Source organism: Streptomyces sp. NPDC006551, assembly GCF_040611675.1.
Taxonomy (GTDB): domain Bacteria; phylum Actinomycetota; class Actinomycetes; order Streptomycetales; family Streptomycetaceae; genus Streptomyces.
In genome coordinates, this window is the sequence record NZ_JBEXOT010000037.1 from 20943 (window position 1) to 45661 (window position 24719).

The 24719-nt window shown below is 70.7% G+C and carries 26 protein-coding genes and 1 pseudogene; 14 read left to right on the forward strand and 13 right to left on the reverse strand.

The genetic code is table 11. The features are described from left to right. Positions 1 to 42: 42 nt before the first annotated feature. Complete coding sequence (locus ABZY12_RS26385) at positions 43 to 1254, reverse strand: NADP-dependent malic enzyme (RefSeq protein ID WP_356894468.1); 1212 nt, start codon at positions 1252 to 1254, stop codon at positions 43 to 45. A 536-nt stretch (positions 1255 to 1790) separates the two neighbouring features. On the opposite strand from ABZY12_RS26385, the gene ABZY12_RS26390 reads away from it, so the two are divergent. The 3 genes from ABZY12_RS26390 to ABZY12_RS26400 are packed head-to-tail and all read left to right on the forward strand — an operon-like array spanning position 1791 to position 4497. Then, positions 1791 to 2768: an ABC transporter substrate-binding protein gene (locus tag ABZY12_RS26390; protein ID WP_356894470.1), complete on the forward strand. Its 978-nt coding sequence runs from the start codon at positions 1791 to 1793 to the stop codon at positions 2766 to 2768. Positions 2769 to 2797: 29 nt separating this feature from the next. Beyond that, on the forward strand, positions 2798 to 3730 hold the full coding sequence (locus ABZY12_RS26395) for an amino acid ABC transporter permease (RefSeq protein WP_356894472.1): 933 nt from the start codon (positions 2798 to 2800) through the stop codon (positions 3728 to 3730). A 5-nt stretch (positions 3731 to 3735) separates the two neighbouring features. After that, the gene (locus ABZY12_RS26400) at positions 3736 to 4497 is read left to right on the forward strand and encodes an amino acid ABC transporter ATP-binding protein (protein WP_356894474.1); all 762 of its coding nucleotides are present in this window, start codon (positions 3736 to 3738) and stop codon (positions 4495 to 4497) included. Positions 4498 to 4560: 63 nt separating this feature from the next. Here the strand turns inward: ABZY12_RS26400 and ABZY12_RS26405 are convergent, their stop codons facing one another. Beyond that, positions 4561 to 5325, reverse strand: a complete 765-nt coding sequence (locus ABZY12_RS26405) for a class I SAM-dependent methyltransferase (RefSeq protein WP_356894476.1) — start codon at positions 5323 to 5325, stop codon at positions 4561 to 4563. Positions 5326 to 5420: 95 nt separating this feature from the next. Here ABZY12_RS26405 and ABZY12_RS26410 point away from each other — a divergent pair, with 95 nt between their 5' ends. Then, positions 5421 to 6095, forward strand: coding sequence for a CGNR zinc finger domain-containing protein (locus tag ABZY12_RS26410; RefSeq protein WP_356894478.1), 675 nt, complete (start codon positions 5421 to 5423; stop codon positions 6093 to 6095). A gap of 65 nt (positions 6096 to 6160) precedes the next feature. On the opposite strand, the pseudogene sodX reads toward ABZY12_RS26410, so the two are convergent. Beyond that, positions 6161 to 6445: pseudogene (sodX, locus tag ABZY12_RS26415) on the reverse strand (nickel-type superoxide dismutase maturation protease); the annotation flags it as partial. Between the two features lie 106 nt (positions 6446 to 6551). Between sodX and sodN the strand changes: the two are divergent. Next, positions 6552 to 6947 carry a superoxide dismutase, Ni gene (gene sodN, locus ABZY12_RS26420; RefSeq protein WP_137993403.1) on the forward strand — a complete coding sequence of 132 codons (396 nt, stop codon included), beginning with the start codon at positions 6552 to 6554 and terminating at the stop codon, positions 6945 to 6947. A gap of 359 nt (positions 6948 to 7306) precedes the next feature. On the opposite strand, the gene ABZY12_RS26425 is transcribed toward sodN, so the two are convergent. From ABZY12_RS26425 to ABZY12_RS26435, 3 genes are read right to left on the reverse strand one after another with little or no spacing between them, the layout of a single operon-like run. Further along, a complete protein-coding gene (locus ABZY12_RS26425) occupies positions 7307 to 7726 on the reverse strand; it encodes a DUF6304 family protein (protein WP_356894480.1) in 420 nt (139 codons plus the stop codon). A 42-nt stretch (positions 7727 to 7768) separates the two neighbouring features. Further along, complete coding sequence (locus tag ABZY12_RS26430; protein ID WP_356894482.1) at positions 7769 to 8119, reverse strand: hypothetical protein; 351 nt, start codon at positions 8117 to 8119, stop codon at positions 7769 to 7771. Positions 8120 to 8145: 26 nt separating this feature from the next. Continuing rightward, the gene (locus ABZY12_RS26435; protein ID WP_356894484.1) at positions 8146 to 8733 is read right to left on the reverse strand and encodes a dihydrofolate reductase family protein; all 588 of its coding nucleotides are present in this window, start codon (positions 8731 to 8733) and stop codon (positions 8146 to 8148) included. Between the two features lie 113 nt (positions 8734 to 8846). On the opposite strand from ABZY12_RS26435, the gene ABZY12_RS26440 reads away from it, so the two are divergent. Then, positions 8847 to 9422 carry a TetR family transcriptional regulator gene (locus ABZY12_RS26440; RefSeq protein ID WP_356894486.1) on the forward strand — a complete coding sequence of 192 codons (576 nt, stop codon included), beginning with the start codon at positions 8847 to 8849 and terminating at the stop codon, positions 9420 to 9422. A gap of 3 nt (positions 9423 to 9425) precedes the next feature. On the opposite strand, the gene ABZY12_RS26445 is transcribed toward ABZY12_RS26440, so the two are convergent. Together ABZY12_RS26445 and ABZY12_RS26450 are read right to left on the reverse strand one after the other, a co-directional pair. Next, on the reverse strand, positions 9426 to 10475 hold the full coding sequence (locus ABZY12_RS26445; RefSeq protein WP_356894488.1) for a family 2 encapsulin nanocompartment cargo protein polyprenyl transferase: 1050 nt from the start codon (positions 10473 to 10475) through the stop codon (positions 9426 to 9428). A gap of 232 nt (positions 10476 to 10707) precedes the next feature. Further along, positions 10708 to 12123 carry a family 2B encapsulin nanocompartment shell protein gene (locus ABZY12_RS26450; protein ID WP_356894490.1) on the reverse strand — a complete coding sequence of 472 codons (1416 nt, stop codon included), beginning with the start codon at positions 12121 to 12123 and terminating at the stop codon, positions 10708 to 10710. A 311-nt stretch (positions 12124 to 12434) separates the two neighbouring features. On the opposite strand from ABZY12_RS26450, the gene ABZY12_RS26455 reads away from it, so the two are divergent. Both ABZY12_RS26455 and ABZY12_RS26460 read left to right on the forward strand, forming a co-directional pair. Then, entirely contained in the window at positions 12435 to 13025 is a 591-nt protein-coding gene (locus ABZY12_RS26455; protein WP_356894492.1) for an N-acetylmuramoyl-L-alanine amidase, read from the forward strand. 25 nt (positions 13026 to 13050) lie between these two features. Next, the gene (locus tag ABZY12_RS26460; protein WP_356894494.1) at positions 13051 to 13950 is read left to right on the forward strand and encodes a pyridoxal-phosphate dependent enzyme; all 900 of its coding nucleotides are present in this window, start codon (positions 13051 to 13053) and stop codon (positions 13948 to 13950) included. Between the two features lie 23 nt (positions 13951 to 13973). On the opposite strand, the gene ABZY12_RS26465 is transcribed toward ABZY12_RS26460, so the two are convergent. Then, positions 13974 to 15572, reverse strand: coding sequence for a Na+/H+ antiporter (locus tag ABZY12_RS26465; RefSeq protein ID WP_356894496.1), 1599 nt, complete (start codon positions 15570 to 15572; stop codon positions 13974 to 13976). A gap of 40 nt (positions 15573 to 15612) precedes the next feature. Between ABZY12_RS26465 and ABZY12_RS26470 the strand changes: the two genes are divergently transcribed. The 3 genes from ABZY12_RS26470 to ABZY12_RS26480 all read left to right on the forward strand — a co-directional run bounded on the left by ABZY12_RS26470 (position 15613) and on the right by ABZY12_RS26480 (position 17485). Continuing rightward, entirely contained in the window at positions 15613 to 15873 is a 261-nt protein-coding gene (locus ABZY12_RS26470; protein WP_356894498.1) for a UBP-type zinc finger domain-containing protein, read from the forward strand. 260 nt (positions 15874 to 16133) lie between these two features. Then, on the forward strand, positions 16134 to 16547 hold the full coding sequence (locus tag ABZY12_RS26475; RefSeq protein WP_123457481.1) for an anti-sigma regulatory factor: 414 nt from the start codon (positions 16134 to 16136) through the stop codon (positions 16545 to 16547). Further along, positions 16436 to 17485 carry an RNA polymerase sigma factor SigF gene (locus tag ABZY12_RS26480; RefSeq protein ID WP_356894500.1) on the forward strand — a complete coding sequence of 350 codons (1050 nt, stop codon included), beginning with the start codon at positions 16436 to 16438 and terminating at the stop codon, positions 17483 to 17485. Before ABZY12_RS26475 ends, ABZY12_RS26480 begins: the two co-directional genes overlap by 112 nt. A gap of 24 nt (positions 17486 to 17509) precedes the next feature. Here the strand turns inward: ABZY12_RS26480 and ABZY12_RS26485 are convergent, their stop codons facing one another. Beyond that, the gene (locus ABZY12_RS26485; RefSeq protein ID WP_356894502.1) at positions 17510 to 17935 is read right to left on the reverse strand and encodes a hypothetical protein; all 426 of its coding nucleotides are present in this window, start codon (positions 17933 to 17935) and stop codon (positions 17510 to 17512) included. Between the two features lie 74 nt (positions 17936 to 18009). Between ABZY12_RS26485 and ABZY12_RS26490 the strand changes: the two genes are divergently transcribed. Next, on the forward strand, positions 18010 to 18978 hold the full coding sequence (locus tag ABZY12_RS26490; RefSeq protein WP_356894504.1) for a diacylglycerol kinase family protein: 969 nt from the start codon (positions 18010 to 18012) through the stop codon (positions 18976 to 18978). 317 nt (positions 18979 to 19295) lie between these two features. After that, positions 19296 to 19553 carry a WhiB family transcriptional regulator gene (locus ABZY12_RS26495; protein ID WP_003953983.1) on the forward strand — a complete coding sequence of 86 codons (258 nt, stop codon included), beginning with the start codon at positions 19296 to 19298 and terminating at the stop codon, positions 19551 to 19553. 178 nt (positions 19554 to 19731) lie between these two features. On the opposite strand, the gene ABZY12_RS26500 is transcribed toward ABZY12_RS26495, so the two are convergent. Then, positions 19732 to 21198 carry a PAS domain-containing sensor histidine kinase gene (locus ABZY12_RS26500; protein ID WP_356894560.1) on the reverse strand — a complete coding sequence of 489 codons (1467 nt, stop codon included), beginning with the start codon at positions 21196 to 21198 and terminating at the stop codon, positions 19732 to 19734. A 303-nt stretch (positions 21199 to 21501) separates the two neighbouring features. Continuing rightward, complete coding sequence (locus ABZY12_RS26505) at positions 21502 to 22143, reverse strand: TetR/AcrR family transcriptional regulator (RefSeq protein ID WP_356894506.1); 642 nt, start codon at positions 22141 to 22143, stop codon at positions 21502 to 21504. Between the two features lie 203 nt (positions 22144 to 22346). Here ABZY12_RS26505 and nagB point away from each other — a divergent pair, with 203 nt between their 5' ends. Beyond that, positions 22347 to 23132, forward strand: a complete 786-nt coding sequence (nagB, locus tag ABZY12_RS26510; RefSeq protein ID WP_356894508.1) for a glucosamine-6-phosphate deaminase — start codon at positions 22347 to 22349, stop codon at positions 23130 to 23132. 60 nt (positions 23133 to 23192) lie between these two features. On the opposite strand, the gene ABZY12_RS26515 is transcribed toward nagB, so the two are convergent. Further along, positions 23193 to 24710 carry a glycoside hydrolase family 3 protein gene (locus ABZY12_RS26515; protein WP_356894510.1) on the reverse strand — a complete coding sequence of 506 codons (1518 nt, stop codon included), beginning with the start codon at positions 24708 to 24710 and terminating at the stop codon, positions 23193 to 23195. Positions 24711 to 24719 lie beyond the last annotated feature (9 nt).

Below are 24719 nucleotides of genomic sequence, written 5' to 3' on the forward strand. Positions count from 1 at the left end.
CGGCGGGGCCCCTGCTCGGTGGACGTCGGCGTCCGGGACGCGTCAGCGGCGCGCCACGCCCTCGGCGCGGGCGGCGGCGGCCACGGCGGCGGTGACCGCCGGGGCGACGCGCTCGTCGAACGGGGACGGGATCACATAGTCGGCGGCGAGCTGGTCGCCGACCACGTCCGCCAGGGCGTTCGCCGCGGCGATCTTCATGCCTTCGGTGATCCGGGAGGCCCGGACCTGGAGGGCGCCCGCGAAGATGCCCGGGAAGGCGAGGACGTTGTTGATCTGGTTCGGGTAGTCCGAACGGCCGGTCGCCACGACGGACGCGTACTTGTGCGCGACGTCGGGGTGGACCTCGGGGTTCGGGTTGGCCATGGCGAACACGAAGGCGTTCGGCGCCATCGAGGCGACAGCGGCCTCCGGGACCGTACCGCCGGAGACGCCGATGAAGACGTCCGCGCCGGCCAGGGCGGTCTCCAGGGAGCCGGTGAGGCCCGCCTTGTTGGTGATCTCCGCGAGCTCGCGCTTGACCGGGGTGAGGTCCTCACGGTCACGGCTGACGATGCCCTTGCGGTCCGCGACGGCCACGTCGCCGAGCCCCGCCTCCAGCAGGAACTTGGCGATGGCGACCCCGGCCGCGCCGGCGCCGGAGATGACTCCGCGCAGGTCACCGAGGGTGCGGCCGGTCAGCTTCGCCGCATTGCGGAGCGCGGCGAGGGTGACGACGGCCGTGCCGTGCTGGTCGTCGTGGAAGACGGGGATGTCGAGGCGCTCCTGGAGCTTGCGCTCGATCTCGAAGCACCGCGGCGCCGAGATGTCCTCCAGGTTCACTCCTCCGAAGGAGGGGGCGAGCCGGACGACGGTCTCCACGATCTCGTCGGTGTCGGTGGTGGCGAGCGCGATCGGCACCGCGTCCACGCCTCCGAACTGCTTGAAGAGGATGGCTTTCCCCTCCATGACCGGAAGCGACGCCTCCGGGCCGATGTCGCCGAGTCCGAGCACTGCCGTTCCGTCGGTCACGACCGCGACGACCTGAGACTTCCAGGTGTAGTCGTGGACCAGCTCCGGCTGCTCGGCGATCGCGGTGCACACCTTGGCGACGCCGGGCGTGTACGCGAGGGACAGGTCGTCCTTGTCCCGGAGCGGCACTGTGGCCGCGACGGCCATCTTGCCGCCACGGTGCAAAGCGAAAGCCGGATCGAAGGGCTCCTCATGAGCCCCTTCCGCACCGCTCCCGCTGCGAGGGTTGACGATCTCCGCTGCCATTGGGTTGACCCCTTAAGTCTTCATCATTTGAGGGTGGCCACTCCTGGTTGAGGAGGGGGTGGGTGGGTCCCGCGGCCACCGTGTCTGGCAGCCGCGCGGGCGCGCCGCACAACGCGCCCTGAGCCCCGGATGAGGGGTGTAAGGATCCTTCTTACCGGACGGACGGCACCGCGGACGAGTCCATAGTGGAGCGGTGATGCGACTCATACGGCCGTATCGTCACCTTGCCTTGGGCGGACGCGTCACCGAATGTCCGGACAGATATGCCCGCACACCGAATCGCGCGTTTCGTGTCGTCCGAATGGCGAGATCGACCGGAGATTTTCCGGCCCGAAGGAGGTATCTCCGGAGAAGGTCCGGCCGGGAAGTACCGGCCTCTCGGAGTTCGGGGGTCACCCGTTACCCGATTTTGACATGCGCGGCCGTCTGTTTGGGGGGGTCCGAATGGCAAGATGCCGTAATCACACGAGGTCGCGACACCCGAAGGTGCGTGCGCGGCCTATGGCAACTCCCTCACACGCCGGAGGAACCCGACCATGACCGCACGCTCCACGCGCTGTACGACCGCCGCCAAGACCCGCACCTCCCGTCTTGCCGCGGTCGCCGCCATCGCGGTCGCCGGCTCCATGCTGCTGACCGCCTGTGGAGACCAGACCGAGGGCGCGAAGACCACTCCCGAGGGCGGCACGCAGTCCGTCGCCTCCAACGCTCCGCTCTTCTCGAAGCTGCCCGCCGACATCCAGAAGGCCGGCGTCATCAAGGTCGGCACGGACGCCACGTACGCCCCGATGGAGTTCAAGAAGGGCGAGGAGATCGTCGGTGTCGACCCCGACATCGCCGCCGCCCTCTCCAAGCAGCTCGGCGTGAAGTTCCAGTTCACCAGCGGCACCTTCGACACCCTGCTCACGGCCCTGCCCACCGGTCGCACCGACATCGTCATGTCCTCCATGACGGACACCAAGGCCCGTCAGGAGGGCCTGGACGACAAGGGCAAGAAGACCGGCACGGGCGTCGACTTCGTCGACTACTTCACCGCCTCCACCGGCATCCTGGTGAAGAAGGGCAACCCGGAGAACATCAAGTCGCTCGACGACCTGTGCGGCAAGAAGCTGGCCGTGCAGCGTGGCACGACGTACGAGCAGGCCGCCAAGGACCAGGCCGAGAAGTGCAAGAAGGACGGCAAGCCGGCCCTCACCTTCGAGTCCTTCCCGACCGATGCCGAGGCCCAGACCCGCGTCAAGGCGGGCGGCGCCGTCGCCGACCTGAACGACTCGCCGGTCGCCGCGTACATCGCCCAGACGGCGGGTGGCGGCAACGACTTCGAGGCCATCGCCAACAAGACGGACGCGGGCTTCTTCGGCATCGCCGTCGACAAGAAGGACACCCAGCTGCGCGACGCTCTCAAGGAAGCGCTGGACGCGATCATCAAGGACGGCACGTACAAGGCCGCCCTCGACAAGTGGAACGCGGGCGACGGCGCCATCCCCGCGGCCAAGATCAACGGCGGCTCCTGACCCCCACGCACCACTGAAGGGCAGTCGTTGTGACTGACAAGCTCGACAAGGTTCCCGCCGGGGCGTCGCCCGCCCCGGCGGGGCTCCCGCCGGAGGCCATCAAGGCCATTCCGGTCCGCCACTACGGACGCTGGGTCGCCGGCGTCCTGGTCGTCGCCCTCCTGGCCCTCCTGGCGTACGCCTTCTCGCAGGGCAACGTGCGCTGGGCGACGGTGCCGGAGAAGCTGTTCGACCCCAGCATCCTGTCCGGCCTGGGGAACACGATCCTCATCAGCGTCGCCTCGATGGCGCTGGGCCTGGTGCTGGGTGTGCTCTTCGCCGTCATGCGGCTCTCCAAGAACCCGGTGACCAGCTCCGTCGCCTGGCTCTACATCTGGGTCTTCCGCGGCACGCCGGTCTATGTGCAGCTGCTGATCTGGTTCAACCTCGCCCTGATCTTCCCGATCTTCAACATCGGGTTCTACAAGGACGAGATGACCGATGTCATGACCCCCTTCCTGGCCGCCCTGCTGGGTCTCGGCCTCAACGAGGGCGCGTACATGGCGGAGATCGTCCGGGCAGGTATCCAGTCGGTCGACGAGGGCCAGACGGAGGCGTCGCACGCTCTGGGCATGAGCCAGGCGAAGACGATGCGGCGCGTGGTGCTCCCGCAGTCGATGCGGGTGATCATCCCGCCGACGGGCAACGAGTTCATCAACATGCTGAAGACCTCGTCCCTGGTCGTGGCGGTGCAGTACCCGGATCTGCTGCGCGCCTCGCAGGACATCGCGTCGACCTCGTTCGCGGTGATGGAGATGTTCTTCGTCGCCTCGATCTGGTACCTGATCCTGACCTCGGTGTTCAGCGTGGGCCAGTTCTACCTGGAGCGGCACTACGCACGCGGCTCCCTGCGCACGCTGCCCCCGACGCCATGGCAGAAGGTCAAGGCGAACCTGGTCTCCCTTTCCAACTGGCGGCGGTGAAACACATGACGGCAATGGTGAAGGCCGAGGGCGTCCACAAGTCCTACGGTGCCGCCCACATCCTCAAGGGCATCGACCTCGAGGTGAACAACGGCGAGGTGTTCTGCCTGATCGGCCCGTCCGGTTCCGGCAAGTCGACCTTCCTGCGGTGCATCAACCACCTGGAGAAGATCAACTCCGGTCGGCTGTACGTCGACGGCGAACTGGTGGGCTACCGCCAGAAGGGCGACAAGCTCTACGAGCTGAAGGACAGCGAGGTCGCCGCCCAGCGCCGTGACATCGGCATGGTCTTCCAGCGCTTCAACCTGTTCCCGCACATGACGGCCCTGGCCAACGTCATGGAGGCGCCGATCCAGGTGAAGGGCGAGTCCAAGGCGGTCGCCCGCGAGCGGGCCGAGCGGCTGCTCGACCGGGTCGGTCTGGCCGACAAGGCCGGGAACTACCCCTCGCAGCTCTCCGGCGGTCAGCAACAGCGTGTGGCCATCGCCCGCGCGCTGGCGATGGAGCCGAAGCTGATGCTCTTCGACGAGCCCACGTCGGCGCTCGACCCGGAGCTGGTCGGTGACGTCCTCGACGTCATGCGGGACCTGGCCGAGTCGGGCATGACGATGGTCGTCGTCACCCACGAGATGGGCTTCGCCCGCGAGGTGGGCGACTCCCTGGTGTTCATGGACGGCGGCGTCGTGGTCGAGTCCGGCCACCCGCGCGAGGTCCTGGGCAACCCCCAGCACGACCGGACGAAGGCGTTCCTGTCCAAGGTGCTGTAAGCGGTACGACGCGCGAAGGGGCGGTACGGGACTCCCGTACCGCCCCTTCGCCGTGGACGCAACCTACTTCACCGCGAGCACCAGCGTGTCGGAGGGCGAGGCCCAGACCGGGCGTGCCTCGGCGAAGCCCGCGGCGCGCAGGATCTGGCCGTGGCGGCGGGCGGAGGGCATGTCGCCGTCGGCGTGCTCGCCGTAGATCTCGAAGCGGCGGGCGGTGGGCTCGGCGAGGACCGGGTCGGCGGCGGCGAGCGCCCACCAGTCGGCCCAGTCGAGGACGCCGGCGGCCTTGGCCTCGTCCATCCGGGCGTGCCGCTGGGCGCGCTCGGCGGCGTTGATGCGGGGGGTGGTCTCGTCGATCATGTGGTCGGCGTTCATGAAGACGCCGCCGTCGCGGACGATCCCGGCGAGCTGCCCGTAGAGCGCGGTGAGCGGCTCGGTGTGGAGCCAGTGCAGAGCGGTGGCGGTGAGGACGGCGTCGTACGTGTCGTACGGCAGCCTCGTGACCCACTCGGGGTCCTTGAGGTCGGCGGTCACCAGGGTGACGCGCCGGTCGCCGGCGAAGTACCCCTCGGCGATGGCGAGCAGGGCCGGGTCGAGGTCGACGCAGGTACTGATCGCCTTCGGGAACCGCTTGAGCAGCCGATCCGTAATACTCCCAGTACCGCACGCCAGGTCGAGGACGCGGGGCTCCGGTCCCACCACGGCCTCGACCATGTCGAGCATCACGCGGAACCGCTCCTCGCGGTCCGGCATGTACCACTCCTGCTGACGGTCCCAGCTCTCCTGCCAGGCCGCCCAGTCGGTTCCGGTCGTCGCCGCGTCCGTCATCGCCGTACCTCGCCCTCTTCGTAATACCCTCGAAGGGGAAACAGCTGTTACCCCTTTCCGCACCAGACCCTAGACCGCCGGAGTAAGGACTACAAGTGGAACTGGCCTATTACTCGGATTACGCCGTGCGTCTGGTCAACACCGAGGAGCCGACTCGCCACAAGGACTCCCTGACCTCCGTCGAGGCGGTTCGCGAGCTCTTCGGCACGGCCTCCCAGATGGCCCGGCGGGCGACGGACGCCGATGTGACGCGCTTCCGTTCGGTCCGCGGGCGGCTGCGGGCGGTCTTCACCGCGGCCGACGAGGGCGACCACACCCGGGCCGTGGACCTGCTGAACTCCCTGCTCCTGGAGTTCCCGGTGAGCCCGCAGATCTCCGGGCACGACTTCCTCGACGACGAGGGGCGGCCGCGCTGGCACATGCACCTCGCCGACCACCCTTCGAACGCCACCGCGGGCTACGCGGCGATCGCGGCGATGGGGCTGGCCTTCCATCTGACCGAGTTCGGCGCCGACCGGCTCGGGCTGTGCCAGGCCTCGCCGTGCCGCAACGCGTACCTCGACACCTCGACCAACCGCTCCCGCCGCTACTGCTCGGACCGCTGCGCGACCCGCGCCAACGTGGCCGCCTACCGGGCCCGCAAGCGCCTGGAGGCCGAACGGAGCGACCGGGAGGCCCTGGACGACGACCCCACCGGCCTGACGGCCGAGAGCAGCCAGGAGAGCACGACGGCCGGCGAGCGCCGGCGGCCGGGAGTCACGGGGCGGTAGCGCACCCGCACACGGCCGAGCACCAGCTCGGTGGGCACGACGCCGAAGACCCGGCTGTCGCCCTCGGCGTCGGGGTTGTCGCCGAGCACCCACCAGCCGGCGTCCTGTCGCTCCGCCAGACGCTTGACGATGAGCAGGTCCTGCTGGAGCGGATGGCGCAGCACGGCCACGTTCCCCGGGCGCAGCCGGGCGCCGTAGTGCACGAACAGCTGATCGCCGTGGAGCAGCGTCGGCACCATGGACACCCCGGTCACCTCGGCGATACCGAACAGGGGCCCGGTTCCCCGCCCCGGCTCCCGCCCCGATTCCGTCATCCGGCACCTCCCGGTCCGATCGTCCACGAGTCCCATGGTGACCCTGGACTTTTGTCCTAAGCCCTAGGGGGCGCTCGCGAAAACACGCTTCTCACGGAGTAATGTCCCACCTGAGAAGACGATCACGAGGAAGGACAGCTCAATGCTCTCCCGCCTGTTTGCCCCCAAGGTGAAGGTCAGCGCCCACTGCGACCTCCCCTGCGGTGTCTACGACCCGGCCCAGGCCCGGATCGAGGCCGAGTCGGTCAAGGCCGTCCAGGAGAAGTACCAGGCCAACGAGGACGCGCACTTCCGCGCCCGCGCCACGGTCATCAAGGAGCAGCGCGCGGAGCTCGCCAAGCACCACATCTCGGTGCTCTGGAGCGACTACTTCAAGCCCCCGCACTTCGAGAAGTACCCGGAGCTGCACCAGCTCATCAACGACACCCTGAAGGCCCTCTCGGCCGCCAAGGCGTCGACGGACCCGAAGACGGGCGAGAAGGCCCTCGAGCTCATCGCCGAGGTCGACCGCATCTTCTGGGAGACCAAGAAGGCCTGACCTTCCTCCCGTAGACCGCCCGAAGGGGCCCGACCGGCGATCCCGGCCGGGCCCCTTCGGCGTGCGGGGGCTCCGGAGCGCGAAGGCGGCCGCGGCGTCGATGCGGCGCGCCGCTGGGCGGCCCGGCTCGCGGCCGCCGGTTTTCCCGTCGTACGCCCGAAGATCGAGACGGAGGAGGAGTTCGTCGTCCTCGACGACGGCCCGGTCACGGACGCGGGGTGGATGCCGTCGAGGACGGGCGCCGGACCCGCCCGCGACCGAACAGCCTCGGCGTGACGCCGGGTTGTGCGGATGACCGCCGAGCCCGGTTCATGACCGGGCCGGGCGGCCGGCGGGGACAGGTTGGGGCGGGCGCAGGCTCAGGCGGCCTGGAGCAGTCGGCGGCCGAACACGGCCCCGTTCGGCAGTTGGCGCCTGACCCGGTCGAGGGCCTCCTCGAAGTCGCCGCCGGCGATGCCGGATTCGTAGGCGGCGCCGCCGTGGTGCAGCGTCAGGCTGAGGTCCACGCGTTCACCGAGTGTCAGCAGACAGCTGAGGGTGGCCTGCTCGGTGACCCCGTCGAGGACCACGGGAAGCGGCAGATCCCATTCCAGTACGCACCCGGTGAGCGTCTCGCCGCCCTCGTCGGCCGCACGCAGGGCGCCGAAGCTCGCGCCGCTGTACTCGATTCCCCTGATGCGGGTGGACACCTGCGGTCCGTCCACCGTGATGACGATCGCTTCCGCGCCGCCGCGGTCCCGGTACCAGCCGGTCCAGACTTCTGTCGACTCCGATGACATGCGCGGACTGTAGCGGTATGACCGGCTCCACCGCGCGGCCGGTCACCCCGGGGCCTGACTTCTCCCGGTCTCGCCGTTCTTGCCGGTCAACTGCGTACTCGCGGCTTCCGCACCGCCCGTCGCGGTGCCTTCGGTGGCTTCGGAACGCTCTCCGCTCCCGGCGCCCGCTGCGCCCTCGGCGTCGTCCGGCGCCGCAGCGGTCGGGCGGGAGCCGTCCGCCTTGCGGCCGAAGAGTTCACAGTCCGGGTTGTGGCACGGCCGTGCCTCCCAGACCGGCACCCAGGCCCCCAGGACCTTGTGCCGCTTGATGGCCGTACCGACAGACTGCCCACAGGCCGGACAGTGGGGCTCGGCCTGTGGATCGTGGACGGTGCGGCGTCCTTCGGTGCCCATACCTCCAGGGTAGGGCGCCGGCCAGGTCACCGCTTCCTGGTGTACGTCCGCACCAGCACGCCGTTGTCGAAGGCGCGCACCGTGCCCAGCTCGAAGTCGCGAGGCTCGAAGCCGGCGCCGAACATCGGCATGCCGGAGCCGAAGACCTGCGGATAGGTCTTGATGATCAGCTCGTCGATCTCGTCGATCAGCTCGCCGGCGATGGTGGAACCGCCGCAGAGCCAGATGTCGAGCGGGCTGTCCTCGGCCTTGAGTTCGCGGACCCGGCCGATCAGGTCGTCGGCGATCAGCTCGACGTTGGGGTCCGGCGACTCGGCGAGGGAGCGGGTGGCGACGATCTCGCGCATATGGGCGTACGGGCTGGTGACGCCGATGTCCAGGCCGAGCCGGTAGGAGTTCATGCCCTGGATGACGGTGTCGAAGTGCCGGTTCGGGGAGTCGGGGTCGACGCCGAGCACGGGCCAGGCGTGGGCGGCGATGGTCTCCGGGTACTCCGCCTTCAGGTACTCCAGGTACTCCCCGGCCACGTACTGGTAGGTGGAGGTGGCGTCGCCCTTCGGGTCACCGATGAAGCCGTCGATGCCGCAGGCGATGAAGTAGGTGAGCTTGCGCAAACCGGTCCTCTTTGTCTCTGGGAAGCGGCTGCGATCGCAACCACGACGGTTATAGTGCTTCATCTGTAGTGGTTGCGCAAGACCCTTTTGTCGAACGTTCGAAGGAGCCGGTGATGGCAAGGAATCCGGAGCGGCGGGCCGCGCTGCTCGACGCGGCGATCGAGGTGCTCGCGGACGAGGGCGCTCGGGGGCTGACCTTCCGGGCGGTCGACGCCCGCGCCGCCGTCCCCATGGGCACCTCCTCCAACTACTTCGCCGACCGCGACCGGTTGCTCTCCCAGGTCGGGGACCGGATCTTCGTACGGCTCACCCCGGACCCCGGCTCCCTGGACACGGCCATGCGGCCGGAGCCCAGCCGAGAACTGGTCGTGGAGCTGATGCGGTGGCTCGCCCGCCGCATGGCGGCCGAGCGCAGCTGCTACCTGGGCCTCTTCGAGCTGCGGCTGGAGGCCGCCCGCCGCCCCGAGCTGCGCGGCCGGCTCACCAAGATCCTGCGCTCGGACCTGGACGAGAACATCCGCATCCACCTGGAGTCGGGGATGCCGGGCGACGGCGACACCGTCCGACTGCTCTACTTCGCCCTGACCGGGCTTCTTCTGGACCACTTCACGGTCCCCGGCCTCCACGGCGACCGGGCACTGGACGACCTGATCGAGAGGGTCGTCACCCGGATCGTGCCGGAGTCCTGAGCCTCACCGCGTCCGGCGAGTGACGAACTCCGCCAGCGCCAGCAGGTCCCCCGCCGCGGACAGGTCCGGCACCGCGCGGGAGAGATGCTGGACGGCCAGGGCCATCCGGTCCGCCGCCTGGGTCTGCGCCCAGTCGCGCCCGCCCGCCCGGTCGACCGCGTCCGCCGCCGACCGCACCGCCGAGGGGTCGAGTACCGGACGGGCGTAGAGCGCGGCCAGCTCCTCCCCCGCCGCGGTCCCCGAGGCGAGCGCCGCCACCACCGGCAGCGACTTCTTGCGGGCGACGAGATCGGCCCCGGCGGGCTTGCCCGTCCGGTCGGGGTCGCCCCAGATCCCGATCAGGTCGTCGATCAGCTGAAAGGCGAGCCCGGCCTCCCGGCCGAACGCGTCCATCGCCGCCACTTCCCCCTCGCCCGCGCCCGCGTACAGCGCGCCCATGGCACAGGCGCAGCCCAGCAGCGCTCCCGTCTTGGCGGTCGCCATCGCCAGACACTCGTCCAGCGACACCTCGTGCGGGCCGCGCCGCTCGAAGGCGCAGTCCGCCTGCTGGCCGGCGCACAGTTCGATCACGCAGGCGGCGAGCCTGGCCGAGGCGGCGGAGGAGGCGGTATGGCCGTCCTCGGCGAGCAGGCGCAGGGCCAGGGCGAGCATGGCATCGCCCGCGATCAGCGCGTCGGGGATGCCGAACACCGTCCAGGCAGTGGGCCGGTGCCGGCGGGTCGGGTCCTCGTCCACGATGTCGTCGTGGAGCAGGGTGAAGTTGTGGACGAGCTCCACCGCGGCGGCCGCCCGCACCGCCGGGGCGGGGTCGCCGCCGAGCGCGCGGGCGGCGGCGAGCACGAGGGCGGGCCGGATCGCCTTGCCGGCCTGCCCGGCGGCCGGGGCACCGTCCGCGTGCTCCCAGCCGAAGTGGTACATCGCCACTCTCCGAAGGGAGGCCGGCAACGACTCGACGAGTGAGCGCAGTTGGGGGTGGACGACATCCCGGGTGTGGTCGAGGAACGCCACGGCGCCCTGGCCGTCGGTCGCGGCGTCCGCACTGGTCGTGGTCACGGTCACTGCCTCTCTTTTTTGGGGCTCGGTTCGCCTCCGGGGCGCTTGGTGCGTCTGTCGACGGTCGATCGCCCCCTACGCCGTGGGGCGTGGGAGGATACCCCCGCTCGGCCGCTCGTTCCTCGGGACCTGCGCGCGTTCTCCCTTTCGACAGCCGCACGCCCCTTCGGCTCACTCGCCGGGTGGTCGGGTCGAGATGGTGGCGGGGGCCCCGGGCCCCCGCCCTCGCCGGTCAGCGCCAGCGGCTGACCTCCACGTTCTCCAGGACGCCGAGGGCGTCCGGCACGAGCACCGCGGCGGAGTAGTAGGCGGTGACCAGGTAGGAGATGATCGCCTGCTCGTCGATGCCCATGAAGCGGACGGACAGGCTCGGCTCGATCTCGTCCGGGATCCCGGTCTGGTGCAGGCCGATCACGCCCTGGTCCGCCTCACCCGTACGCATGCAGATGATCGAGGTGGTCCGGGCGTCCGAGATCGGGATCTTGTTGCAGGGGTAGATCGGCACACCGCGCCAGGTCGGGATCCGGTTGCCGTTGATCTCGATCGACTCGGGGACCAGACCCCGGCGGTTGCACTCGCGGCCGAAGGCGGCGATGGCCCGCGGGTGGGCGAGGAACATCTTCGAGCCGCGGCGGCGCGAGAGCAGCTCGTCCATGTCGTCGGGGCCGGGGACGCCGTCGTGGGGCTGGAGCCGCTGGCCGTAGTCGCAGTTGGAGAGGAGCCCGAACTCCTTGTTGTTGACCAGCTCGTGCTCCTGGCGCTCGCGCAGCGCCTCCACCGTGAGCCGCAACTGCTGCTCGGTCTGGTTCATCGGCTGGTTGTAGAGATCGGCGACCCGGCTGTGGACCTTCAGCACGGTCTGGGCGACGGACAGTTCGTACTCGCGCGGAGAGGCGTCGTAGTCGACGTACGTGTGCGGGACGATCGCCTCGCCGACGTGACCGGCGGAGAGGTCGATCGCGGCCTCGCCGAACTTGTTGGTGCGCTGGTGGGGCAGTGCGGCCACCCCGGCGAGGTGGGCGGCGAGCGAGCCGGCGCGCTCGGCGAGGTTGCGGACGTCGTCGCGGGTGAGTTCGAGGACGGTGCAGGCGGTGGCCGCACGGGCGGTCCACTCCCAGGTGGCGTCGGAGTGGGTGAGCGAGCGGTCGCCGAAGTAGGCGCCGTCGGCGAGGACTCCGAGGATCGCCTCGTCGCCGTACGGCCCCTCGCCCAGCTGCTCGACCTTGCCATGGGCCAGGAGGTGTACCCGGTCGGTGGGTTCACCCGCGGTGGCGATCAGCTCGCCCGGAGCGTACTCGCGCTGTCGGCAGCGCGCCGCCAGCTCGGCGAGGGCCTCCTCGTCGTCGTATCCCCGCAGCGCTGGGAGTTCGCCGAGCTCGGCGGGGATGACGGTGACCTGCTCACCGGTCTGCACGAACGTGACGCGTCCGTCTCCCACGGAGTAGCTGAGTCTCCGGTTGACCCTGTACGTACCTCCCTGCACCTGCACCCACGGCAGCATCCGCAACAGCCACCGGGAGGTGATCTCCTGCATCTGCGGGGCCGATTTGGTGGTGGTCGCGAGGTTCCGCGCGGCGGCGGTACCGAGACTCTGCTGCGGGCCCGCCTGTTCCGCGCGGACCTCGTCGCCAACCGAACCAACGGACATGGAACTCCCTCTCGTATGACTGACCTGCGAAAGGAAGCCTTTCAGCACGGCGCGTGTCGGCGCCATTACACAAATGAGTGGGAGTGGATCAGCTCCGGCTGGGCATGTCGCCCGGTTTCCACCCGGACAGCCCAGCCCCGTCAGCCTCATGGCTCCCTGTCCGGATCGGCTCGCACACGGCCCGAACAGATGGCCCGGGCGGGAATCGCTCCGGTACTTCGGGAACACTCCCGGTACCCCGGTCTCCCGGTATCCCGGCAGCTCCGCTTCCGTCCCGTTCCCCCCGTTCTTCTTATCCGAAGGAGTCGGCCATGGCCCCACCCATGTCCGCGAGCAGGTTCCTCGACGCGCTGCGCGACGAGGGCCTCTCGGTCGTCGAGGTCGGCAACTGGCGTACCCACAACCGCAACCACAAGGGCCCCTGGGGCCCCGTCCACGGCGTGATGATCCACCACACCGTCACCCGCGGCACCGCGAACACCGTCCGGCTCTGCCGGGACGGCTACGCCTCCCTGCCGGGACCGCTCTGTCATGGCGTGATCGCCAAGAACGGCACGGTCCACCTGGTCGGCTACGGCCGCGCGAACCACGCGGGCGCCGGTGACGACGACGTCCTGCGGGCGGTCATCGCCGAGCAGGGCCTCCCGCCCGACAACGAGGCCACGACGGACGGCAACCGGTACTTCTACGGCTTCGAGTGCGAGAACCTCGGCGACGGGAAGGACCCGTGGCCGAAAGTACAGCTGGAGGCCATCGAGAAGGCGGCCGCGGCGGTGTGCCGGGTGCACGGCTGGACGCAGCGTTCGGTCATCGGGCACCTGGAGTGGCAGCCCGGGAAGGTGGACCCCCGGGGCTTCACCATGGCGTCGATGCGGCAGCGGATCGGCGAGCGCCTGCGGTAGCCCGGCCGCGGTGGACAATGGCCGGGTGAACGCGTTCGACCTCGCTCTCTCCCGGCTGCGGCCCCGGCTCCCGTCCCCCTTGGAGCCGGTCGAGGACGAGCGCTTCACCCGCCACGGCGTGCGGCTGCTGCTCAAGCGGGACGATCTGATCCACCCGGACCTGCCGGGAAACAAGTGGCGCAAGCTGGCGCTCAACCTGCGGGCGGCGGACGGGCGGCCGGTGCTCACGTTCGGCGGCGCGTACTCCCACCACCTGCGCGCGACGGCCGCCGCCGGCCGGCTGCTCGGCTTCCCGACGACCGGCGTCGTACGGGGGGACGAGCTGGCCGGCCGGCCGCTGAACCCCTCGCTCGCGCGGTGCGTGGCGGACGGCATGCGTCTGGTGTTCGTGGACCGCTCCACGTACCGCTCGAAGAACGACCCCGAGGTGCTGGCCGCGCTGCTCGCCGACGCTCCCCCGGAGACGTACGTGGTCCCCGAGGGCGGCAGCAACGCGCTCGCCGCCGAGGGCTGTACGGAGCTCGGCCGCGAGCTGTCCGGCGCGGCGGACGTCGTGGCGGTGGCGTGCGGCACCGGCGGCACGCTCGCGGGTCTGGCCGCCGGTCTCGCGCCGGGACAGCGGGCGCTGGGCGTCCCGGTCCTCAAGGGCGGCTTCCTGGGCGCGGAGATACGCGCCCTGCAGACCGCGGCCTTCGGCGGCCCCCGGGGCGACTGGGGCCTCGACGAGCGCTTCCACGGTGGCGGCTATGCCCGTACGAGCCCGGCGCTGGAGGCGTTCGCGCGGGACTTCGAGGCGCGGCACGGACTCGCCGTCGAGCGACTGTATGTCGCCAAAATGCTGTATGGACTCGTCGCCCTGGCGGAGGAGGGAGCGTTCGCCCCGGACACCCGGATCGCCGCGGTGATCACGGGAGCGCCGTCCTGAGAGCCCAGGGCGAGCGAGGCCGCTCAGGCCGTCTCCTCGCGGTACGCCGCCGCCTCCTCCAGGTCCAGGCGCCGCAGCAGGGTGCGCATCATCTCGTCGTCGATGCGGCGCTCGTCGCGGAGGCGGACGAAGACCTCGCGTTCGGCGTCGATCATCTCGCGCGCCAGCCTCCGGTAGGTGTCGTCCGCGGTCTCCCCGGTGACCTCGTTGACCGATCCGAGCCGCTCCCAGACCGCGTTGCGGCGTCGCTCGAGGACGGTGCGGAGCCGGTCGGCCAGCGGCTGCGGCAGGGCGTTGCGCTCGTCGGCCAGCAGCTGTCCGAGGCGCTCCTCGGCGGCCCTCGACGCCTCGCTCTGGGCCTGGGCCTCGGCCAGGGTCTCGGCCTGGCGGTCGCGGCCCGGGAGCTTCAGCAGCCGGATCAGCGGCGGCAGGGTGAGGCCCTGCACCACCAGCGTCCCGATCACGGTGGTGAAGGTGAGGAAGAGGACGAGGTTCCGCGCGGGGAACTCCACCCCGTCCGTGACGACCGGGATCGAGAAGGCGATGGCGAGGGAGACCACGCCCCGCATCCCGGCCCAGCCGACGATCAGCGGCGCCTTCCAGTCCACCCCGTGCTCGCGCTCGCGGATGCGCTCCGACATCCAGCGCGGCAGGAAGGTGGCCGGGAAGACCCAGACGAACCGGACCACCACCACGGCCACGAAGACCCCTACGGCGTACCAGGCCGCCTCGCCGATCCCGTACCGGCCGAGCCCCTGGACGACGTACGGCAGCTGCAGTCCGATCAGGGCGAAGACGGCGGACTCCAGGATGAACGCGACCATCTTCCACACGGCCTCCTCCTGGAGGCGGGTGGCGAAGTCCACCTGCCAGTTGCGGTGGCCGAGGTAGAGGCCGACGACGACCACGGCGAGGACGCCGGAGGCGCCGACCTCCTCCGCCGCCGCGTAGGCGACGAAGGGGATCAGCAGGGAGAGGGTGTTCTGCAGCAGGGCCTCGCCGCCCAGCCGGCAGCGCAGCCAGTGGAGGGGGACCATGAGGACCAGCCCGACGCCGATCCCGCCGATCGCCGCGAGGGCGAATTCGCCGATGCCGCCCGCCCAGCTGACGCCCGCCCCGACCGCCGCGGCGAGCGCGACCTTGAAGGCGGTGATCGCGGTGGCGTCGTTCACCAGGGACTCGCCCTGGAGGATGGTGGTGATCCGGTTCGGCAGCCCCAGCTTGCGGGCGATGGCGGTGGCGGCGACCGCGTCCGGGGGCGCGATCACCGCGCCGAGGACCAGCGCGGCGGTCAGCGGCAGGTCGGGGACCAGGACGTAGGCGAGCCAGCCGACCGCGACCGTGGCGAAGAGGACGTACCCCACGGAGAGCAGGGCGACGGGCCGCAGGTTGGCGCGCAGGTCGAGATAGGAGGACTCGACGGCGGCGGTGTGCAGGAGCGGCGGCAGGATCAGCGGAAGCACGATGTGCGGATCCAGCGCGTAGTCCGGTACGCCGGGAACGTACGAGGCCGCGAGGCCGGCCGCGACCAGGAGCAGCGGCGCCGGCACCGGTGTCCTCCGGGCGATCCCCGCCACCGCGGCGCTCCCCGCGACCAGTGCCACCAACTGCAGTGCGTCCATGCCCCGTCCCCGACTCGATCGACCGCGTAACCTGGCCATCATGAGCGAGTGTCCTCACGTTGCCGAAATGCCGCGCCCCGAACCGGCGCCGCTGACCGACACCTGCCCGGAGTGCCTGTCCGACGGGACCCACCCGGTGCAGCTGCGGATCTGCCTGAGCTGCGGGCACGTGGGCTGCTGCGACTCCTCGGCGGGGCGGCACGCCACGGGGCACTTCTCGACCACCGGACACCCGGTGATGCGGACCTTCGAGCCCAATGAACGCTGGCGCTGGTGCTTCGTGGACGGTTCGATCGTCTGACGGTTGGGTACGTCACACCCCCGCGGCCAAGCGCCCGTCGAGCCCCTGCAATTGGGCCCCGCACACCCCTAGCCACTGTGCGTACTCATGGCCTTACCATGAGTGACAGACGTGGGGTGGGGTCCGCGGGGGCCCACGGCGACACGGCGGCATGGATCGCGATAGCGTCACGGCGGACTGCGCAACCGACTGCGTACCGCCTGGTTCGGGGGGCTTTCTCCCCGGGCCCCGAATGAGCTTGTGCCACCTTGGAGGTGAGGGTGTCCCAGATCGCAGGCGAGCCCGGGACCCAGGACTTCGTGGAAGTCCGGCTGCCCGCTGCGGGTGCCTACCTGTCCGTGCTGCGTACGGCCACGGCCGGCCTCGCGGCGCGCTTGGACTTCACCCTCGACGAGATCGAGGACTTGCGGATCGCGGTCGACGAGGCATGCGCGATCCTGCTCCAGCAGGCCGTGCCGGGGTCCGTTCTCAGCTGTGTGTTCCGGCTGATCGACGACTCGCTCGACGTGACGGTCTCCGCCCCGACGACGGACGGACGGGCTCCGGAGCGCGACACCTTCGCGTGGACGGTGCTCTCCGCGCTGGCCGGGAAGGTCGAGTCGTCCGTGGCCGAGGACCGTACGGTCTCCATCAGCCTGTACAAACAGCGCGGCGCGGGGCCAGGCCCGGCGTGAGGAGCGGGGACGCGACGGCCGGCATCCCTGAGCAGCAGGCGCGGCCGCATCCGGAGGTCGAGGTCGAGGTCGCTACGGAGCAGGCGGTCCACATGAGCGAGCACGAGCAGCACAGCAAGGTTCCCGAGGCGGCGGAGGCTTCCGCGATCCTCGCGGACTCCGAGCCGCACGAGGTTCCGGATCCGCACGACCGGAGCGGGGCGCGGGCGCTCTTCGTCGAGCTGCGCGCGCTGCCGGAGGGCTCCGCGGAGAAGGCGGAGCTGCGCAATCAGCTGGTGCGGATGCATCTGCCGCTGGTCGAGCATCTGGCCCGGCGCTTCCGCAACCGCGGCGAGCCGCTGGACGACCTGACCCAGGTCGCGACCATCGGCCTGATCAAGTCGGTGGACCGCTTCGACCCGGAGCGGGGTGTCGAGTTCTCGACGTACGCGACTCCTACGGTCGTCGGCGAGATCAAGCGCCACTTCCGGGACAAGGGCTGGGCGGTCAGGGTGCCGCGCCGTCTGCAGGAGCTGCGGCTCTCGCTGACGACGGCGACGGCGGAGCTCTCCCAGCAGCACGGCCGCTCCCCGACGGTGCACGAGCTGGCGGAGCGCCTCGGGATCTCGGAGGAGGAGGTCCTGGAGGGCCTGGAGTCGGCGAACGCCTACTCGACCCTCTCCCTGGACGTCCCGGACACGGACGACGAGTCGCCCGCCGTCGCGGACACGCTGGGTGCGGAGGACGAGGCCCTGGAGGGCGTCGAGTACCGGGAGTCCCTCAAGCCGCTGCTGGAGGACCTGCCGCCGCGGGAGAAGCGGATCCTGCTGCTGCGTTTCTTCGGGAACATGACGCAGTCGCAGATCGCTCAGGAGGTCGGCATCTCCCAGATGCACGTCTCCCGGCTGCTCGCCCGCACGCTGGCCCAGCTCCGGGAGAAGCTCCTCGTGGAGGAGTAGTACCCCGCGGGGTACGGAACGTCGTCAGACCTCGCCGCGGCGGCCGATGCCCAGGGCCTCGGTCGTCGCCGGGTTCACCAGGAGGACCAGGCCCGTCACCGCGAGGGCCGCGAGGGCGATGCCCGCCGGGATCATCGCGCCGTTCGTCTGGAGCAGCTGCCAGGCGACGGGCAGGGCCAGGATCTGCGTGATGATCGCCGGCCCGCGGCTCCAGGCGCGGCGCAGCAGCAGTCCGCGCGCCGCCGCCGCCGGGAAGAGGCCGAGCACGATCAGCGTGGCCCCGCCGGTGACGGCCTGGGTCAGGCTGTCCGGGCTGCCGGTGACTCCGGTCACGAGGACGTACAGGCCTCCCACCACCAGCGCCAGCGCCTCGATCCCGGCCACCGCGGCCGCCGCGGTCAGCCGGGCGGGGCGGGAAGTGTGCTCAGTGGTCCGTTCCGTGCCGCTCATACCTGGCAGCGTAGCCGGGTCGCCGGGACCCACCCCTCTGGGCCCGGTACCGCCGGGTAGGTACGCTGGCGGCCATGCGCGCACTTCTTGTGGTCAATCCGGCAGCAACCACCACCAGTGCCCGCACCCGTGATGTCCTCATCCACGCGCTGGCCAGCGAGATGAAGCTGGAGGCGGTGACCACCGAGTACCGCGGGCACGCTCGTGACCTGGGGCGGCGGGCCGCCGAGTCCAAGGATGTGGAGCTGGTCGTCGCCCTGGGTGGTGACGGCACCGTCAACGAGGTCGTGAACGGACTCCTCCACGGCGGCCCCGACCCGGACCGGCTCCCGGGCCTCGCGGTGGTTCCCGGCGGTTCGACCAATGTCTTCGCCCGTGCCCTCGGGCTGCCGAACGACGCCGTGGAGGCGACCGGCGCCCTGCTCGACGCTCTGCGTGAGCGCCGTGCACGCACGGTGAGCCTGGGGCTGGCCTCCGGCACCCCGGGCAGCGAGGACGAGGGCGTGCCGCCCCGCTGGTTCACGTTCTGCGCCGGCTTCGGCTTCGACGCCGGTGTCGTCGGGCGGGTCGAACAGCAGCGGGAACGCGGCAAGAGATCCACCCACGCCCTCTACCTCCGTCAGGTGGTCCGGCAGTTCCTGGGCGAGCCGCACCGGCGCAACGGCACGATCACCCTGGAGCGCCCCGGCGAGGACCCGGTCGAGGACCTGGTCCTGTCGATAATCTGCAACACCTCCCCCTGGACCTACCTGGGCAATCGCCCGGTGTACGCGTCCCCGGAGGCGTCCTTCGAGACGGCTCTGGACGTCCTCGGGCTGAGCCGTCTCTCGGCCCCCGCAGTGGCCCGCTACGCCACCCAGTTGCTCACGTCGACGCCCGAGCGCGGCCCTCACGGCAAGCACGCACTGTCTCTCCACGATCTGACCGACTTCACCTTGCATTCGAAGGTTCCGCTCCCTCTGCAGATGGACGGAGACCACCTCGGGCTGCGTACCAGCGTGACGTTCACAGGCGTACGCCGTGCACTGCGTGTGATTGTGTGAGTGGAAGGGCCGAAAGTCCTTTCACTCGAACGTTTAGGCTGGCATCCACCCCTAAGAAGTACGGCTGTGACCTAGCCGACACCGAGGAATCAAAAAAAACTTTCCTGAAGGGGTTGTATCCGCCGCCGAGGTTTGCGAATCTCTTCATGGCGATCGGGACGGCCCGCAAGACCGGCCTCCACTGAGAGCCAGAACCCCTCCTCGAATCCAGGACCACACCAGTTCATCTGGCAGTCGGCCCTTCACTTGCGGGGGGATTCGTGAAAGCGTTCACATTCACAAGCAACCCGCACGTAATACCAAGAGAGGTAGCAGCCATGGACTGGCGTCACAACGCCGTTTGTCGTGAGGAAGACCCCGAGCTGTTCTTCCCCATCGGCAACACCGGTCCTGCGCTGCTGCAGATCGAGGAAGCCAAGGCCGTCTGCCGCCGCTGCCCCGTCATGGAGCAGTGCCTGCAGTGGGCGCTCGAGTCCGGCCAGGACTCCGGCGTCTGGGGTGGCCTCAGCGAGGACGAGCGCCGTGCGATGAAGCGCCGCGCCGCTCGCAACCGGGCGCGCAACGCCAGCGCCTGAACACCCTGACAAGCCTGAGGCAAGCGGCGCGTACATCGCGTACGCAATCACCGCCCCCGAGCCGCAGCGCGCAGCAGTAACCCACAGCATTCGAGCCCCGGACCGATCTCCTTCGGTCCGGGGCTCGCTGCTGTGCTCGGCCGTGTTCAGCCGTACGCGGCCGCACTCGGCGGGGCGATCACTTCTGCGGCTGTACGGGGATGTCGAGGACGACCTTCGTGCCGCGCTCGGCGCCCGGCCGCATGTCGAAGGTGCCGCCCAGCTCGCCCTCGACCAGGGTGCGCACGATCTGCAGTCCGAGGTTTCCGGCGCGCTGCGGGTCGAAGCCCTCGGGCAGGCCGCGGCCGTCGTCCTGGACGGTGATCAACAGGCGTGCGTCGGCGCGGGGTTCGCCGCGGACGGCCGTGACCTCGACGGTGCCCAGCTCCGCGGGTGCGAAGGCGTGTTCGAGGGCGTTCTGGAGCACTTCGGTGAGGACCATGGAGAGCGGGGTGGCGACCTCGGCGTCCAGGATGCCGAAGCGGCCGTTGCGCCGGCAGGTCACCTTGCCCGGGGAGATCTCGGCGACCATCGCGATCACCCGGTCGGCGATCTCGTCGAACTCGACCCGCTCGTCCAGGTTCTGGGACAGCGTCTCGTGCACGATGGCGATCGAACCGACCCTGCGCACCGCCTCGTTGAGCGCCTCGCGCCCCTGGGGCGAGTCCATCCGGCGGGCCTGGAGGCGCAGCAGCGCGGCGACCGTCTGGAGGTTGTTCTTCACCCGGTGGTGGATCTCCCGGATGGTGGCGTCCTTGGTGATCAACTCGCGCTCGCGACGGCGCAGTTCGGTGACATCGCGGAGCAGGACGAGCGAACCGATGCGGGTGCCCTTGGGCTTGAGCGGGATCGCGCGCAACTGGATCACACCGCCGTTGCCCTCGACCTCGGCCTCCCGGGGCGCGTAGCCGGAGGCCAGTTTGACCAGGGCTTCGTCGACGGGCCCGCGGGAGGGGGCGAGTTCGGCGGTGATCTGACCGAGGTGCTGGCCGACGAGGTCGGCGGCGAGGCCGAGGCGGTGGTACGCGGAGAGCGCGTTGGGCGAGGCGTACTGGACGATGCCGTCGGCGTCGAGACGGATCAGTCCGTCGCCGGCGCGGGGCGAGGAGTCCATGTCGACGGCTTCCCCGGGGAAGGGGAAGGAGCCGGCGGCGATCATCTGGGCGAGGTCCGAGGCGGACTGGAGATAGGTGAGCTCCAGCCGGCTCGGGGTCCGTACCGTCAGGAGGTTGGTGTTGCGGGCGATGACGCCGAGGACGCGGCCCTCCCGGCGTACGGGGATGGACTCGACCCGGACCGGGACCTCCTCGCGCCATTCGGGGTCGCCCTCGCGCACGATCCGGCCCTCGTCGAGTGCGGCGTCGAGCAGTGGGCGGCGGCCGCGCGGCACGAGGTGGCCGACCATGTCGTCCTGGTAGGAGGTGGGGCCGGTGTTGGGCCGCATCTGGGCGACGGAGACGTACCGGGTGCCGTCGAGGGTGGGGACCCAGAGCACCAGGTCGGCGAAGGAGAGGTCGGAGAGCAGCTGCCACTCCGACACCAGCAGATGGAGCCACTCGAGGTCGGACTCACTCAGAGCGGTGTGCTGGCGGACGAGGTCGTTCATGGAGGGCACAGGTGCGAGCGTACCCGCGGAATTCAGGGGCCATGAACCTGGATCTCGGGGCGTTCGTGATGGAGGATGGGCCAGGAAGGACGCCGCTCCCATGGATGGACAGACAAGAATGGTCTAGTCCACAATGGCAGAGCAGCATTCTGTGTGACCTCCGCCCTCCCCGCACAGGAGGGTGGATCGAGGTACCCGGCGCTCTCTGCCCTGACTGCGCCGAGACCTCCCACACGGCCGAGGGACCGCACACCCCCGGCCGGGCAACTCCGGGCTGCGGTGCCGGACGGGTTGAGGGTCCCGTCAGGCGCCGCGGCCCGCGGGTGTTTCCGGGGCCTTTCCGTCCCCGTGCGCCACGGGCCACGCCCCCATCGCCGCCTCGGCCACCGCTTTGAGCTCCTCCCGGGTCGCGCCGTCACGCGCCTGCTGGGACATGCCCTGGAGGACCGCGCCGCAGAGGCGGGCCAGCGCGCCGGTGTCCGTGTCCCCGGGCAGCTCCCCCGCGTCCGCACCCCGGCGGATCCGGGCCTCGAACGACGCCAGAGAGCGGTTGCGGCGCTCGCGCAGGGCTTCCGCGACCTCCGGATTCGAGCAGTTGATCGCGGAGGAGATCACCAGGCAGCCGCGCGGGTGGGACGGGTCGGTGAAGGCGTCCGCCGCCTCCTTCAGCATCCGGGCCAGCGCGTCGCGCGCGGTCGGCTCCTCCGCCAGGGCCTTGTCGCCGAAGGCGCCGTACGCGACGGCGTACGCCTCCACGACCTCCTCGAAGAGCGTCCGCTTGTCGCCGAACGCGGCGTACAGACTCGGGGCGCTGATGCCCATGGCGCCGGTGAGGTCGGAGACGGAGGTCGTCTCGTACCCGTGCTCCCAGAACGCCGTCATGGCCTGCTCCAGCGCCGCCCGGCGGTCGAAGGAGCGGGGGCGGCCGCGCCGCTTCGTCGTCATGACGGCCGATTCTATAGCGCACGTTACGGAACGCGGCCGCGGAGGCCGTGGGCCCCGGGTGGCTGGACCGGAGACGCCGATCGACGATGAGGGGGGCGGGGTCCGTCCCGCGAACGGGACCGTGCCGGGGGCCCGCGCTCTGCTAGATTCAGCGCTACAATTGGTCTATACCACCCGCCCCTCACACGATCGGCAGGCACAGCGTGGAAGTTGTCATCGTCCCGGACGCCAAGGCAGGCGGCGAGCTGATCGCGGACGGCATCGCCGGCCTTCTGCGCCGCAAGCCCGACGCGCTGCTCGGCGTGGCCACAGGATCGACTCCGCTGCCCATCTACGAGGCCCTGATCGCCCAGGTCAAGGCCGGCTCCGTCGACGCCTCGCGGGCCCGGATCGCCCAGCTCGACGAGTACGTCGGGCTGCCCGCGGGCCACCCGGAGTCGTACCGCTCGACCGTGCTGCGCCAGGTCGTCGAGCCGCTCGGGCTCTCCCAGGACGCCTTCATGGGCCCCGACGGCTCGGCCGAGGACGTCCAGGCCGCCTGCGAGGCGTACGACAAGGCGCTCGCCGACGCCGGCGGCGTGGACCTGCAGATCCTCGGCATCGGGACCGACGGACACATCGGCTTCAACGAGCCGTGCTCCTCGCTCGCCTCCCGCACCCGGATCAAGACGCTGACCGAGCAGACCCGGGTCGACAACGCGCGCTTCTTCGACGACGACATCGAGCAGGTGCCGCACCACGTCATCACCCAGGGCATCGGGACCATCCTGGAGGCCCGCCACCTGGTGCTCCTCGCCACCGGCGAGGGCAAGGCGGAGGCCGTGGCCCAGACCGTCGAGGGCCCGGTGGCCGCGCTCGTACCGGCCTCCGCGCTGCAGTTGCACCCGCACGCCACGGTCGTCGTGGACGAGGCCGCCGCGTCGAAGCTGAAGCTCGCGCACTACTTCCGCCACACGTTCGCCAACAAGCCCGCCTGGCAGGGCATCTAGCCGGCTGTGCGCAGGGGCCCGGCACCACGTCCAGGTGCCGGGCCCCTCGCGTGGCGGGTGTCAGACTCCGGCCACGGCCTCCGCCGCCGCGCGGCCGCAGACCCGGGCCGCGCCGTGCGTGGCGATGTGCAGGGCCCCCCGGGGCTCCGCCTGGTTGAGGCCCATCTCCACCACCACGGTGTCCGGGCGCGCCGCCAGCAGGGCGTCCAGCGCCCGCGTCATCCAGGGGTGCCGATGGGAGTCCCGTACGACCGCGACGATGCGGCGCTCCCCCGCCGCGGCCAGGACCGCGTCCACCGACGGCTCGTCGTAGGTGCCCGTCGCGGTCCCCGGAAGCAGCCGCTCCAGCTCCGCGGCGACGCCCCACGGGGTTTCGTCGCCGACGGCGATGTTGGCGACCGGGGTGAAGGCGGCGACGTAGGGAGCGCTGGTCATCGGCGTGTAGGGCCGCTCCCCCGTCGTCACCGTCACGGCGCGGCGGGCCGCCACGAGTCCGATGTCGGTGCCGGGCGCGGTCCCCTCCTGCACTGCCGCGCCCGACCCCGATACAGCCCCCCTGACCCGGTGCGCCTGGGTCCACGCCGCCAGGGCGCGCACCCGCGCCGCGGCGTCGGACAGCCGCTCCTCGGGCAGTTCGCCGGTCCGTACCGCGTCGACCAGGGCGTCGCGCAGTCGCAGTACGGTGTCCTCGTCGGCCAGCCCGCCGCCGACGCAGATGGCGTCGGCGCCCGCGGCGATCGCGAGGACCGATCCGCGCTCGATGCCGTACGTCGACGCGATGGCCTGCATCTCCATGCCATCGGTGACGATCAGCCCCTCGAAGCCCAGCTCCTGGCGGAGCAGACCGGTGAGGATCCGCGGGCTCAGGGTGGCCGGCCGGTGGGGGTCGAGCGCGGAGAGAAGAATATGCGCGCTCATGACGGCTTGGGTACCCGCCGCGATCGCGGCGCGGAAAGGTACCAGCTCACGGGCGTGCAGTGTGTCGAGGTCCACATCGATGCGGGGCAGCGCGTGGTGGGAGTCCACGTTGGTGTCGCCGTGCCCCGGGAAGTGTTTGGTGCAGGCCGCGACACCGACGGCCTGGAGGCCCTCGACGTACGCCACGGTGTGCCGGGCGACCAGCTCCGGGTCGGCGCCGAAGGAGCGGACCCCGATGACCGGGTTGTCCGCGTTGGAGTTCACGTCGGCGGAGGGCGCCCAGTTGAGGTCGACCCCGCACGCGGCGAGCCGGCGGCCGAGCTCGCGGGCGACGGCCCGGGTGAGGTCGGGGTCGTCCACGGAGCCCAGCGCGTAGTTGCCGGGGAACGAGGAGCCGTGCCGGACCTCCAGGCGGGTGACGTCCCCGCCCTCCTCGTCGATGGCGACCAGGACGTCGTCCCGCTCGGCCCGCAGCCGCGCGGTGAGCGCGGCGAGCTGCTCGGGAGAGGCGATGTTCCGGCCGAACAGGCCGACCGAGGAGAGTCCTTCGCCGATTCTGCGGAGCAGCCAGTCGGGCGCCGTGGTGCCGACGAAGCCGGGCTGGAGGACGGTGAGCGCGTCACGCGTCAGGGTGTCCGTGCCGGTTACGAGAGTGGTCATGGGGAGGCG